The sequence below is a fragment of the Sulfitobacter aestuarii genome (assembly GCF_042685005.1).
GTDB lineage: Bacteria > Pseudomonadota > Alphaproteobacteria > Rhodobacterales > Rhodobacteraceae > Sulfitobacter > Sulfitobacter aestuarii.
The window spans coordinates 58,913-71,629 of the sequence record NZ_JBHUMP010000015.1; the positions used below are offsets into that span (position 1 = coordinate 58,913).

Annotated in this window: 11 protein-coding genes; 6 read left to right on the plus strand and 5 right to left on the minus strand. The window is 62.6% G+C overall.

Translation table 11 applies throughout. The features are described 5' to 3' along the window. The first annotated feature begins 5 nt into the window (after positions 1–5). The gene (locus tag ACFSUD_RS15405; protein ID WP_386375397.1) at positions 6–164 is read left to right on the plus strand and encodes a hypothetical protein; all 159 of its coding nucleotides are present in this window, start codon (positions 6–8) and stop codon (positions 162–164) included. Between the two features lie 62 nt (positions 165–226). Here the strand turns inward: ACFSUD_RS15405 and ACFSUD_RS15410 are convergent, their stop codons facing one another. Then, entirely contained in the window at positions 227–922 is a 696-nt protein-coding gene (locus ACFSUD_RS15410) for a GntR family transcriptional regulator (RefSeq protein ID WP_386375398.1), read from the minus strand. 162 nt (positions 923–1,084) lie between these two features. Here ACFSUD_RS15410 and ACFSUD_RS15415 point away from each other — a divergent pair, with 162 nt between their 5' ends. The 4 genes from ACFSUD_RS15415 to ACFSUD_RS15430 are packed head-to-tail and all read left to right on the plus strand — an operon-like array spanning position 1,085 to position 5,335. Continuing rightward, positions 1,085–2,050, plus strand: a complete 966-nt coding sequence (locus ACFSUD_RS15415; protein WP_386375399.1) for a tripartite tricarboxylate transporter substrate binding protein — start codon at positions 1,085–1,087, stop codon at positions 2,048–2,050. Positions 2,051–2,071: 21 nt separating this feature from the next. Then, complete coding sequence (locus ACFSUD_RS15420; RefSeq protein ID WP_386375400.1) at positions 2,072–2,506, plus strand: tripartite tricarboxylate transporter TctB family protein; 435 nt, start codon at positions 2,072–2,074, stop codon at positions 2,504–2,506. A 21-nt stretch (positions 2,507–2,527) separates the two neighbouring features. Further along, positions 2,528–4,030, plus strand: a complete 1,503-nt coding sequence (locus ACFSUD_RS15425) for a tripartite tricarboxylate transporter permease (protein WP_386375401.1) — start codon at positions 2,528–2,530, stop codon at positions 4,028–4,030. 33 nt (positions 4,031–4,063) lie between these two features. Then, the gene (locus tag ACFSUD_RS15430; protein WP_386375402.1) at positions 4,064–5,335 is read left to right on the plus strand and encodes a hypothetical protein; all 1,272 of its coding nucleotides are present in this window, start codon (positions 4,064–4,066) and stop codon (positions 5,333–5,335) included. 175 nt (positions 5,336–5,510) lie between these two features. Here ACFSUD_RS15430 and ACFSUD_RS15435 read toward each other — a convergent pair whose 3' ends face one another. From ACFSUD_RS15435 to ACFSUD_RS15450, 4 genes are all read right to left on the minus strand, one after another. Next, positions 5,511–7,451 carry a TRAP transporter permease gene (locus ACFSUD_RS15435; RefSeq protein WP_386375403.1) on the minus strand — a complete coding sequence of 647 codons (1,941 nt, stop codon included), beginning with the start codon at positions 7,449–7,451 and terminating at the stop codon, positions 5,511–5,513. 71 nt (positions 7,452–7,522) lie between these two features. After that, positions 7,523–8,656, minus strand: a complete 1,134-nt coding sequence (locus tag ACFSUD_RS15440; RefSeq protein WP_386375404.1) for a TAXI family TRAP transporter solute-binding subunit — start codon at positions 8,654–8,656, stop codon at positions 7,523–7,525. Positions 8,657–8,706: 50 nt separating this feature from the next. Then, positions 8,707–9,906, minus strand: coding sequence for a CaiB/BaiF CoA transferase family protein (locus ACFSUD_RS15445; protein WP_386375405.1), 1,200 nt, complete (start codon positions 9,904–9,906; stop codon positions 8,707–8,709). Then, the gene (locus ACFSUD_RS15450; RefSeq protein WP_386375406.1) at positions 9,903–11,651 is read right to left on the minus strand and encodes an acyl-CoA dehydrogenase family protein; all 1,749 of its coding nucleotides are present in this window, start codon (positions 11,649–11,651) and stop codon (positions 9,903–9,905) included. Before ACFSUD_RS15450 ends, ACFSUD_RS15445 begins: the two co-directional genes overlap by 4 nt. A gap of 130 nt (positions 11,652–11,781) precedes the next feature. On the opposite strand from ACFSUD_RS15450, the gene ACFSUD_RS15455 reads away from it, so the two are divergent. Continuing rightward, positions 11,782–12,672: a LysR family transcriptional regulator gene (locus ACFSUD_RS15455; protein WP_386375407.1), complete on the plus strand. Its 891-nt coding sequence runs from the start codon at positions 11,782–11,784 to the stop codon at positions 12,670–12,672. The last annotated feature ends 45 nt before the right edge of the window (positions 12,673–12,717 follow it).

Sequence of the window (12,717 nt, forward strand, 5' to 3'; positions counted from 1 at the left end):
GCCCCATGGCGATTACCTACCAGAAATCGGCCGACGAGCGGCACGGACGTATCAACCGGCTGGAAGGGATGAACGGCCATGCCTGTGACGCCGAAATGCGGCTCCGATCCGCAGTAACTGATCGAGGTTCAACCTCAAAACGACGCTCCTTTCTGGGCGAATGATGATCTCAAGCAATCCGCAAAATTCGTTATAGATGACGTGCCTGCTGGGGACAGGTCCCCCTTCACTCCGGGTATCGGCCAGCCTGTTCCGCGCTCAAATGCACGCGCAGGGACATTTCGATATGCGCCTGCGCTGCCGCGTCTGCCGCGTCCGGGTCGCGGGCGCGGATCGCGTCGAGGATGCGCATATGTTCGCGGTGAAGCGCCGGGGCGCGGCCTTCAGGGATATATTTCAACCCTTTGAGCAGCGCCATCTCGTCGGAAATCGCGGCTATCGAGCGGAGCAGGAAACGATTGTGGGCGGCTGAATAAAGCGCCGTGTGAAACTGCCAGTTGATCTGGTTCAGCAACCGCGGATCCTCCGCGGCCTCGGCGCTCTGCTCGAGAATGTTCTCCATCAGCGCGATCTCCGCCGTAGAGGCATGTTGCGCGGCAAATCGCGCGGCGACACCTTCAAGCTGCTGACGCAGCTGGTAAAGCTCCACCACCTCGTGACGATCGAGCTCGGCAACCACGGCGCCGCGCTGCGGCTCCATGTTGACCCGTCGCTCCGACTGAAGTCGGCGCAGAGCCTCGCGAACCGGGGTGCGGCTGACCCCAAGTTCCTTGGACACCACGGATTCGCGAATCCGGTCTCCGGGGTTGTAGACGCCCTCACGGATCCATTGCGACAGGACCTGATAGACATTTTCGGCCAGTGAAGGCGCGGTATCCTCATTGCTGCTGGCGGCATTCTTGGCGGAGGAAGTCTTTGTCATCAGGCGTTTTCGTCCTTCACAGGGTGTGACCGTGGATAATGCAATCGCCCTCGAAAACCAATCTTGTTTTTCATTGCACTCGTTTGTATACATTAACGAACAATTCGGAGGAGAGGCAGACGATCTCTCCCCGGCTGGGTTCAACCAAGGAGGAGACGCCTGATGATACGACCCCTGACCAAGCTCGCCATGGCGGTGAGTTTTGCCGCTCTGGCCACTGCCATGCCTGCCGCTGCCGAATATCCCGAGAAACCGGTCAAGTTGATCGTTGCCTATTCGCCCGGCGGCGGCACCGACACGGCCGCACGTACCGTCGCGAAATACGTCGAGAAACATTTCGGCCAGCGGCTCGTGGTGGAGAACAAGGCCGGGGCCGGCGGTCAGATCGGCTTTTCCGCACTCGCCAAGGCCAAGACCGATGGCTACGAGATCGGCTTCATCAACGTGCCTTCGATCCAACTTGTGAAGCAGCTGCGCGAAAACGTGCCCTATGAGATGGCCGATTTCGCCCCGATCGCCAATATCCAGCTCGATCCGGTCGTGGTCGCGGTCAACGCGGACAGCCCCTATCAAAGTCTCGCGGAGCTGCTCGAAGCCGCGAAGGCCGAGCCCGGCGCCCTGAACATCGGTGCCGACGGCCCGCAATCCAATAACCAGCTGCAACTGATCGTTGCCGAAGATGCGCTGGAGACTGACTTCAATTTCATCGCCTTCGACGGGTCCGGCCCGGCGATCAAGGCGACCCTGGGCGGTGAGCTTGCCGCGTCCCTGCCCTCGGCCAGTGCGGCGAGCTCGCATGTCGATTCCGGCCGTCTGCGTCTGCTCGGCGTCTTTGCGGACGAGCGCAGCCCGCTGTTCCCGGATGTGCCCACGGTCAGCGAAGCGGCTGACACGGCAGTGCCCTCGGTCGGCGCCTCGCTGCGTGGCATCGCCGCCCCTGCCGGGATCTCCGATGCCCACAAGGCGCGGCTCGAGCAGGCCTTTGCCGATGTGATGGCCGACCCGGAATTCATCGATCATGCGAAGACCGCCGGTCTGCCGCTGAAATACATGGATGCTGCCGCATTCGAAGCCTATCTCGAGGACGCGGATGCGGCCCTGGGCAAATACATCGACCTGATGAAGTAATCGAACCAAGGAAGAGCCGAAATGACCACCCGCACCCGTGATCTCATATTCGCCGCGCTGGCCCTGACGCTGGCCCTGGCAATCGCCGTCACCGCGTTCGGCTATCCAGTCGGCTCTTCCTATTTCCCCCGCAGTCTCGCCGTCTTCATTGGAATGATGGCCCTGCTCTTCGGGCTGCGCGTCCTGCTCCGCCCGGCCGGGATGCCCGAGGCCGCGGCGTCGATCAACCCGCGCGCGCTCCTGGCCGTGTTCGGCGGCGTGGCCGCCTATGTGTTTCTCTTCCGCCTTGCCGGATACGAGATCGCCACCTTTGCATTCCTGTTGCTGCTGACCCGCTGGCTCGGCGCGGCGGGCTGGATGAAATCGCTGGTGCTTGCCGCCGCGATCACCGCGCTGATGAACCTGATCTTCTTTGGACTGCTCGGCGTTCCGCGCCTTGACGCGATCCTTTTCTAAGCCCCCCGAGAGGACTTTAAGATGTTTGAGAACGTTCTGTTGGGCCTGCAGACGCTGGCCGATCCCGCGCTGTTGCTTGCGGTTCTGCTGGGCGTCGTCGGGGGCGTTGTGATCGGGGCGCTGCCCGGACTTACCAGCACCATGGGCGTGGCCCTGCTGATCCCGGTGACCTTTTCGCTGCCACCACAAGTCGGCCTGGCGATGCTTGGCGGGATCTATTGCGCCTCCACCTATTCCGGCGCGATCAGCGCCATCCTGCTCAACATTCCGGGCACTTCGGCTTCGGTTGCCACCATGCTCGACGGGCATCCGATGGCCAAGTCGGGAAAGCCCGGCCGCGCCATTTCCCTGGCCACCTTCGCCTCCTGCATCGGCGGCATGATCAGTATCGTCGCGCTGCTGTTCCTGGCGCCACAGCTCGCCGAATTCTCGCTGCGGTTCGGCTCCCCGGAATATTTCCTGCTCGCGGTCTTCGGGATCACCGTCATCGCCTCGATGTCCGCAGGGGCGATGGAGAAGGGTCTCATCGCCGGGGCGCTCGGTCTGATCCTCAGCACCGTGGGCGTGCATCCGCTGACCGGCACCATGCGTTTCACCGGCGGCGTTCCGAGCCTTTATGACGGTATCCCGCTGGTGGTCGCGCTGATCGGTCTCTATTCGATCCCCGAGGTGATCGACCTGATCGAGCGCGCCAAGAGCTCCCGGGACAGCGCCCGTGGCGTCGACAGGACCAGCCACTGGGAGAGCCTGCGCGAACTCGCGGCGCAGAAATACAACGTGCTGCGCGCCAGCCTGATCGGAATCGTCGTCGGCATCGTGCCCGGTGTCGGCTGCAGCGTCGGCGGCTTCCTGGCCTATGATGCCGCCAAGCGCGGCTCGAAAACCCCGGAAGCGTTCGGCAAGGGCTCATCGGAAGGGCTGATTGCCAGCGAGACCGGCAACAACGCCGTGACCGGTGGCACGTTGATCCCGCTGCTCACGCTCGGCATTCCGGGCAATCCGGTGACTGCGGTCCTGCTCGGCGGCATCATGATCCATGGCCTGCGCCCCGGACCCGAATTGTTCACCACCAATGCCGATGTCACCTATGGGTTCATCTTCAGCCTGTTCCTGTCCAACCTGCTCTTCGTTCCGATCGGCCTGCTGCTGGCGCGCTACGGCCTGCGCATCGTGCAGGTGCCTGCCGGGATCCTCGCCCCGATCATTCTGACGCTGGCGGTGATCGGCGCTTATTCGCTGCGCGCCTCGCTCGATGACATCTGGATCATGCTGGCGATCGGCGGGCTGGGCTGGGGCATGGCCGCGCTGGCCGTGCCGCGCGCGCCGCTGGTGCTGGGGCTGGTGCTCGGCACATTGGCCGAGGGCGAGCTGGCCCGGTCGCTGGCACTGGTGCGCGGTGATCTTGCGGCCTTCGGCATGCAGATCCTGACGCGTCCGGTGTCGCTGATCATCCTGCTGCTCTGCATCATCGCGATTGTCCATGGCATCAACCAGCACCGCCAGAATTCCAAGATGCTCGAGTAATTCTTCCTCTTCCCTACCATTTCGGAGACCTCCATGTCCGCGATCAAATCCGCCCCCTGTCCCATCCGCAAGGTCGGGGACGGGACGGCCCATCATTTCTTCGGCTATTACAACAAGAGCATCTGGGACCCGGCCGGGGAGAAGCTTCTCGCCGTCCGCGTGCCCTGGCTGACCCGCGATCTGCAGCCCGAGGACGGAGCCACGGTCGGCTATTTCGACCTCACCGATGGCGACCGTTTCTATCCGCTCGGCACCACAACCGCCTGGAACTGGCAGATGGGCTGCCAGTTGCAATGGCTGCCCGAAACGGCCGGTCAGCGCGTCGTCTACAACGTGCGCTCCCCGAAAGCGGGCGGGCAATACCCCGGACTGGCCGCCGCGATCACCGAGATTCCCGGCGGCGAAGTGCAGATGCTGCACGATCCGGTCTATTCCGTCTCCCCGGACGGCAGCTTCGCGATCTGCGTCGATTACCGGCGCTTCAACATCACCCACCCCACCATCGGCTATACCGACGATACCAGCGCCGATGACCTGCCGCTGGCGCCGACGGAGGACGGCATCTTCCGGATGGACATGCACACCGGAAAAAGCGAGCTGGTGCTGAGCCTGCACGCCCTCACCCGAAACGAGCCCGTCGCCTCCATGGAAGGCGCGATCCACTGGGTCACCCATCTGGAGATCAACCCCGGCTCCGACCGGGTGCTGTTCATCCACCGCTGGACCCGCAGAGTCGAGGACGAGACCTGTTTCCTGCACCGGCTTTACAGCATGGCACCGGACGGCAGCGCCCTCACCCTGCTGGAATGCACCGATCACCCCATCCCGCATCTCGACGAGGCACATGATCCGGATCGGCTCGACACGTTTGACTATGAGAAATCCGAGTATCAGATCTCCCATCCGATCTGGCGCGATGACCGGCATATCATGGTCTGGGGGCCGAACAAGGGCGAGATCCATTACCAACTCTATGACATCGACAGCGGCAAGGCCGAGGTTGTCGGGGCGGATGTGCTGACCGAGAACGGCCACATGACCTATTCGCCGGATGGCAAATGGATGGTCTCCGATACCTACCCGGACAAGGAGACCAATATCCGTATCCTGTTCCTCTACCATCTCGAAAGCGGCGTGCGCTATGATGTGGCTGAGCTCCAAACCGATCCTGATCTCGGCAAGGAAAACCGCTGTGACCTGCATCCGCGCTGGCACCCGCAGGGCAATGCCGTCTGCGTGGATTCAGTGCATGAAGGCGAGCGCCAGCTTTATATCGTCGATGTCAGCGCGCTGACCGAGGGCTAGTGTAAAAAGGCTTCGTATTCGATGCGCCACGTGATCCAAAGCGCGGAAGGCGGAGCGGTGACATGAGCAAACTTTACTGGCCGACCGACAGGACGGCCAGGCCTTTGCGTTTCCGCCGACACCACCCGGCCAGCCATGTGCTACGCCAGGGGGCCAGATCGAGGACGTGAACATTTCATTCCTGGCGGCGTTTGGTCCAACCAGTGGCCGGGACAACCGAGCGATGGCGCGACCAGGCGATGCCAACCCCAACCAGGATAATGATAAGCCCCGCCAGTTCGAATGCCCGGTCCGGCACCATCAGGCCGATTGACCCGAACCCGACGATCAACCGCTCGATCGGGCCAATCCGGCCAACACCGTAGAAATACCCCTCGAGCGCGCAGGACAGGGCGGTCAGCGCCGCTATGGCGGTGCCGATGGACAATACCATCTGCATGATGTCTCCGCCCTGAAGCAACAATGCGGGCTCATAGACGAATACGAAAGGCAGGATGAACAGCGCGGCCCCCAGTCGCATGGAGGTAAAGCCCGTGGCCATCCCGTTCGCGCCGGAGATCTGCGCCGCCGTAATGGATGCCAGCGCAACCGGCGGCGTGATATACGACAACATGCCCCAGTAGAGCACAAACAGGTGCGATCCGATCGGCGACAATCCCAGTTTTACCAGCGCCGGTGCCAGAACTGTCGCCAGGAAAATGTAGCAGGCCGACACGGTCATCCCCATGCCCAGGACGAAGCTGGTGATCGCGCCCAGACACAGCAGCAGCAAGGTGCTCTGCCCGCCATATTGAACCAGTTCGCGCGAGAACGCACCGCCCACGCCGGTGATCGCCAGGGAGCCGACGACGAGCCCGATGCCGCAGAGGGTGGCGATGAGATAGGCGATGTCGCGGGTGACGCCTTCCACCAGTTTCTGCGCGCCATCCAGCCCCGGAACCTGCCGGTAGCGCATCAGCGAGACGAGCAGCATTAGCGCCGTGGCATAATAGGCCGCGTGCGCAGGGCTGACCAGAAACAGCAGCACGACTAGGGCAATCAGCGAGACCAGATGATGCCAACCCTGCCCAACAACGGTCCCCAGGCCCGGAATATCCTGAGAGTCGGGCGCGCCAATATCGTTTCGGGCGGCGAACAGGTCCACCTGCAGCAAGAGTGCCAGGTAATAGAGCGCCGACGGTACGATCGCGGCCACGACGATGGTGGTGTAGGGCATGTCGAGGAAGGACGCCATGATGAAGGCGACAGCGCCCATCACCGGCGGCATCAACGTCCCGCCGGTGGAGGCGCAGGCCTCCACCGCGCCGGCATAGCGGGCGGGATAGCCGGAGCTCTTCATCGAGGTGATCGTCATCCGCCCCGTGGAGAGGACATTGGAGATGACGGAGCCCGACAGCGAGCCGAACAGCGCGCTGGATATGATCGCGACCTTGGCCGCCCCGCCCCGGCGTCTGCCCATCAACGCCATCGACAATTCCATGAAGAACCGCGCGCCACCGATCGCGTTCAGCACAGCACCGAAGATGATGAAACCGACCAGAGTGTCGGCCACTACCCTGAGCGGTATCCCGATCAGGCTTTCCATGCCCATGACATGCGCCGCCGCCGTTTCCGTCACGTTCAGGGACGGCCCCCAGAGGAAGCCGGGCATATATTCGGCAAACAGCGGATAGGCGGCGAAGAAGCTGCAGATCACCAGCAGAAGAAGCCCGCCCGACCGGCGCAGGGCCTCTAGGGCCAAGATCACCATGCCGATGGAGACCGCGGCGGGCAGGATCGGTGCCACCACATCCCAGCCCTGGGCGAGTATCCGTTCCGCGTTTACCGCAAGATAGCCCCCCGCCGCCAAGGCCGATGCCGAAAGACCCCAGTCAAGCACGCTCGGCGGCGCGTCGCGATTGGCCGGGCGCGCGGGCAGCAGCAAGAAAGCGGCGGCGAGGAAGATCGCGATCAACAGGTAATAATAACGATTGGAAAGAAGCGGGAAGACACCGAACAGCGCGATATTGAAGGTCTGAAGAACAATCGCGGTCAGGCCGATTGCCCCAAGGGCACCTACGGCTAGGCGTGCAGCGCGGCGCGGGCGGGGCTGTGCTGTGTCGCTAGGCCCTGACATTTCGAATACCTCCGGCGTTGATGACATCCCCCCGTGCGCGAAAACAGGCACGGGGGGCAGATACGAGACGATCAGTTCAGCATTTCATCGCGTTTCTCGGCCCAGAAGGCAGGCCAATCCTTGGAAGAAACGTTCTGATCCATCGCCGTTTCGGTTGCCTGCTCCCACGCCGCCTGCACCTTGTCCATTCGTGCCAGACGCGCATCGTTCCAAGCCTGATCGTCGTCCGTCCAGACGCCGATCTCCTTCAGATACCGGATCGCACCGGGATGAAATGGCGCATCCTGAGGGGTTGTGCCCGCATCGGCCAAGGCCCAGCTGGGCATGGCCGGGGTCGCGTCCTTGTAGATGCCAAAGGCCGCATCCAACGCCTTGATGAAGTTATAGACCTCTTGTTCCTCGGTCTCGGCATAGACGGTGATCATCGGATAGCGAACGGCGAAAATCTCTGCAGGCTTGTCTTCGGAAATACCCGCACCGCCTGTTGCGGTAGCGGGCGCGAAGAAGCTCGCAACCTTTGAAATAGCCTCCCAGCCTTCGGCATTGTCCTTGGGCAAGCGAGCCCAGCTCAGCCCGCGCGATGATCCCTCGAGTTCGTAGAGCGTGGCCGCGGTCGGCGTGGTGCCGGCCACATCGGCCTGACCATCGACGACGGCTCTGAGGGCCGCGCCATAGGAGGGAACTTCGACGACCTCGACATCCTCCCAGGTCAGACCGGCGAAGGCCAACATCGCCTCGACCTTGATGTTGATGGACGGGTTCGCCTTGATCCGCGGAACCCGCTTGCCACGGATATCCGCGATGGACTTGATGCCGCTGTCCGTGGCGATGGCCATGCCGAAGGTGGAGGGGCGTCCGGCGACGACACGCAGGTCTTGAGGGCCCCATTCCTGGGCTTCGAAATCATAGAGCGCCTCGGTCGCGAAATAGACTTCATTGGCAAGCCAGCCATATTGCACGCGCCCGGTCTTGAGAGGCAGAAGACGGCCGATGGAGGTGCCCGAGGGCATGATGCGCACCCGGGTGTCGAATTCCTTGCCGAAAGCATCGGCGATGGCGGATGCCTCGACATACCCGCTCGAGCCCACATCATAGGTGGACCAGAGCATGGAGCGGGGCAAGTCGGCTTCCTGTGCCGAAGCAGGCAAAGCGGCGGCAATGGCGATGGCTGCACCGCCGATTGCGGAGCTGAGTTTATAGGTCATTTACGGTCCTCCCTGGGATGGTGAATACGGATTGTCGAATTTGCGCCGCGTCAGATGCGGCGTTTGTCAGGTGTGATCCCTTCATCTGTCAGATGCGCGATTTCATCGGCGCTGAACCCGGCTTCGGCCAGGATCTCGGCCCTGTGTTCGGCGAAACGCGGGGGCTTGCGGCGAAAGCTTGCAGGCGTAGCCGTGGCCTTGATCGGTGCGCCCAGACCGCGATACTCGCCCATGCTGACGGTCATCTCGCGGTGCGCCGCATGAGGATGCGCCAGGGCTTCGCCGACATCCAGAACCGGGCCGGCCGGCACGCCCGCGGCTATCAATGTCTCCGCGAGCTCTGCGCCGTCGTATCCGGCCAGCGCGGTCTCCAATACCATGCGCAGCTCTGCGCGGTTGGTCACCCGCGCGCCGTTGGAGACAAAGCGCGGATCGGCGGCGATCTGGGGCGCACCGATCAGGTCGCACAGGCGGCTGAACTGCCTGTCGTTCCCGATGGAAAGGTAGATCGGGCGCCCGCCGGTGGCATAGGTGGAATAGGGCGAGATATTGGGATGATCATTGCCCGTCCGCCTCGGCAGGTTCCCCGACAATGCATAATTGGCGGCATGGGGATGCAGAAGCGACAGCGCGCTGTCGAACAGCGCCGCCTCGACAAACTGGCCTGCGCCTGAAGTCTGCCGGTGATGCAACGCCAGCAGGATGCCCTGAACGGCGTTCAGCCCCGTCACCATGTCCACGACAGGCAGGCCGACACGGGTGGGGCCGCTCTCCGGCGTGCCGTTCACGCTCATGATACCGCCCATGGCCTGCAGGATGGCATCATATCCGGGCATGCCCCCGAGCGGACCGTCGGCGCCGAAGCCGCTGACCCGGCAGTGGATCAACCGCGGGAAGCGCTCCGAAAGCCTGTCATAACCGATGCCCCATTTTTCCAGAGTGCCGGTCTTGAAATTCTCCAGCAATACATCCGCGTCGGCCAACAGGCGCATCAACACGTCGCGCCCGGCCTCCTGCCGCAGATCGAGTGCCAGGGCGCGCTTGTTTCGGTTGATACCGATGAAGTAGGACGCCGTTTCTTCCTGGAAGGGCGAGCCCCATTCGCGGGTTTCATCTCCCGTCGGAGGTTCGATCTTGATCACATCGGCGCCGTGGTCGCCCAGGATCTGCCCTGCGAAGGGACCGCCCAGTACACGCGACAGGTCGATGACCTTCAGACCTTTCAGCGCCCCTGTGTTGGCGCCGCTCATTGTGCTGCCACCCGGTCCACGGCGCTTTCATCGGCAACAAGGGCACGATCCAGCAGAGCCGCGATCTCCTCATCGGATTGCCCTTCGGCCGCGGTCATGTCCAGCGGGTCGCGCGCGCGCAACTTGTGCGCGGCTACCGCCTGGGCGAGTGTCTTGCGATCGCCGCAATACCCGGAACGCCCGGCCAGCTGTGCATCCTCCCACAGCATGATCGCCGCCGAGGTGGCGTTATAGACCGCCGTGGCCGCCGCGCGCACTTCGGATTCAAGGGCGCGATCATGCGCAACCGTGTTCAGAAGTTCGGTGGCGCGCGCAAACAAGGCTGCGATCTCTGCGGTTTCGCCTCCCCTGTCGCCCGCCTCTGCCAGCAATTGACCCACATAGGCCCTGAGCGCCTCCAGCGCCCCCGCCCGGCGCACGGCGCGGGCGACATCGAGCGCGACGATGTTGCTCGTACCTTCCCAGATCGACCCGAGATGTGAATCGCGCAGGACGCGGGCATCCGACCATTCTTCGATATAGCCGCAGCCGCCCCGCACCTCCATGCCATCACCGGCCACCTTGCGGGCGTCGCGACAGGTGCGGAACTTTATCAACGGGGTCAGGATGCGCAGCACCCTGGCCATTTCGGCATCGCCTGAATCCGCGGCCTGCAGCACTTTCGCGGTATGAAACACCATCGAACGGCCCTGCTCGGCGGTGACCAGCATTTTCATCAACTGCCGACGCATCAGCGGCAGGTCGATCAAGCGCGCGCCAAAGGCGGTGCGGTGCTTCGCGATGAACAGCGCCTCGGAAACCGCCCGCCGCATCAGGCCAGCCGACCGAACCCCGTTGGCCAGACGTGACATGTTGATCATGTCGGTCATCTGCTTGAAGCCCTGACCAGGATCGCCGACCAAATAGGCCGTGGCTCCCTCAATGGCGATTTCGCCGCTGGCCATGGACTTGGTGCCCATCTTTTCCTTCAAACGCAGGATGCGGTACTTGTTCTTGGTGCCGTCCGGAAGCGTGCGCGGCACCAGGAACAGCGAAAGCCCGCCGGTACCCGCAGCACCGCCTTCGGGACGGGCGAGCACCATGCCGAGCGCGGCATCGGGGTTGGAGCAGAACCACTTGTCCCCATAAAGCCTCCATTCGCCATCGACCATCCTCGCCGTCGTCTCGATGGCTCCGACATCCGACCCTGCGACCTGTTCGGTCATGAACATCGCGCCTTGGAACAACTCATCCATGTCCTGGCTGGTCAGCTGCTCGAAATAAGTGTCGATCAGCTCCTGAGAGCCGAATTTGACGAGCGTTCTCGTCAGTGAATCGGTCATAGAGAGCGGGCAGCAGAGGCCGAATTCGGCCTGTACGAACAGATAGACGAGCGCATATTTGCACATCGGCGGCAATCTTCCCTCCGCCCCGAACACGCCGCTGCGGTGCGACATCGCGGCCAGACCGAATTCACCAAAGGCATAGCGCTCCAGCTCGACATAGGATGGATGTTTGTGAACCCGCTCCAGATCGGCGCCGTTGCGGGCGCGGATCTGCAGCACCGGGGGGTTCTTGTCCGCACGCAGCGCGAGATCCTCGAGGTGACTTCCGACCAGCTCGCCCATGCGATCCAGTTCAGGCATGACACGCGGCTGATCGCTTTCGGCGATGTAAAGCCACGCCAGATCCTGCAACGCGCTGTCAGAGGCAAAGGCGTTCATTCCGGCACTGTCGGGAATGTTTTTGTGGATAAGCGGGGTCATGACAGGTCCTCTTGCGGATGAATGATCGTTCCAATGCGACAGGGTTTTTCGCAGATTGTGGCAAAGATCATTCGATATCCAATACCGATCCTGTATAGTGCGATTGCAAAAATGCTATCGCGAGGCAGCCATGGCCATCACGTTTCGCCAACTTCAGCAGTTTCTGGTGCTTAGCAAGGAATTGCATTTCGGACGCGCGGCCAAGCGGCTGAACATCTCCCAGCCGCCGCTCAGCGTCAGCATGAAACAGCTTGAAGAAACCCTGGGCTTCCTGCTGCTCAATCGGGAGCGCAAGGGGGTGCGGCTCACCCCGGCAGGCGCGGTCTTTGCCGAACATTGCGCGCGCATTCTGGGGCAGCTTGACGCCGCGCGCGCGCTGGCTGAGCAGAGGTCGAAAGGTGCTTCCGGCACGTTGACCGTCTCTTTCGTGCCCTCAATGCTGTTTCGGGATTTGCCCCGCACCCTGCGAAATTTCGAGGAAACCTACCCTGCGGCGGAGCTCGACCTGCAGGAGATGAACACCAATCGCCAGATCGACAACCTGTTGCGGGGTGCGGTGGATGTGGGGTTCATCCACGCCGTTCCCCTGCCCCCGGAACTGGCGTTTCACAGTATCGAGACGGAGCGTCTGGTCTGCTGTGTTCCGCGCCAGCATCGTCTGGCCGGGCGCAGCCGTATCTCCATTTCCGAAATGGCGGGCGAGAAAGTGCTGGTCTTCGCCCGGGAATTCGCCGCGCATTATCACGACCGGATCGTCAGCCTTCTGCGTGCGGCCGATGTGGAGCCCTACACCCCCTATCGGATCCAGCATTGGTTTACCGTCATCGCCTTGGTTGCGCAGGGCATGGGAATATCGCTGGTCCCTCGATCGCTGTCCCGCTCCGCCATGGCGGATGTGACTTACATCGAAATCGATGAACCTGACGCCGAACACGAAGTGCAGATGATCTGGCGGGCGAGCACGCAAAGCGATCTGACGAAGACGTTTCGACGCCATGTGCGGGTCCACGGACTGGGCTGACCTGCCCGCCCATCTGTTTCGAACTGAAATATGCGCCAGTCACGG

What these genes read in the sequence shown, in the direction of transcription:
- ACFSUD_RS15425 (WP_386375401.1), top strand. Translation starts at nt 2,528, where the DNA reads ATGTTTGAGAACGTTCTGTTGGGCCTGCAGACGCTGGCCGATCCCGCG.
- ACFSUD_RS15420 (WP_386375400.1), top strand. Translation starts at nt 2,072, where the DNA reads ATGACCACCCGCACCCGTGATCTCATATTCGCCGCGCTGGCCCTGACG.
- ACFSUD_RS15440 (WP_386375404.1), bottom strand. Translation starts at nt 8,656, where the DNA reads ATGACCTATAAACTCAGCTCCGCAATCGGCGGTGCAGCCATCGCCATT.
- ACFSUD_RS15435 (WP_386375403.1), bottom strand. Translation starts at nt 7,451, where the DNA reads ATGTCAGGGCCTAGCGACACAGCACAGCCCCGCCCGCGCCGCGCTGCA.
- ACFSUD_RS15445 (WP_386375405.1), bottom strand. Translation starts at nt 9,906, where the DNA reads ATGAGCGGCGCCAACACAGGGGCGCTGAAAGGTCTGAAGGTCATCGAC.
- ACFSUD_RS15450 (WP_386375406.1), bottom strand. Translation starts at nt 11,651, where the DNA reads ATGACCCCGCTTATCCACAAAAACATTCCCGACAGTGCCGGAATGAAC.
- ACFSUD_RS15405 (WP_386375397.1), top strand. Translation starts at nt 6, where the DNA reads ATGGCGATTACCTACCAGAAATCGGCCGACGAGCGGCACGGACGTATC.
- ACFSUD_RS15410 (WP_386375398.1), bottom strand. Translation starts at nt 922, where the DNA reads ATGACAAAGACTTCCTCCGCCAAGAATGCCGCCAGCAGCAATGAGGAT.
- ACFSUD_RS15430 (WP_386375402.1), top strand. Translation starts at nt 4,064, where the DNA reads ATGTCCGCGATCAAATCCGCCCCCTGTCCCATCCGCAAGGTCGGGGAC.
- ACFSUD_RS15455 (WP_386375407.1), top strand. Translation starts at nt 11,782, where the DNA reads ATGGCCATCACGTTTCGCCAACTTCAGCAGTTTCTGGTGCTTAGCAAG.
- ACFSUD_RS15415 (WP_386375399.1), top strand. Translation starts at nt 1,085, where the DNA reads ATGATACGACCCCTGACCAAGCTCGCCATGGCGGTGAGTTTTGCCGCT.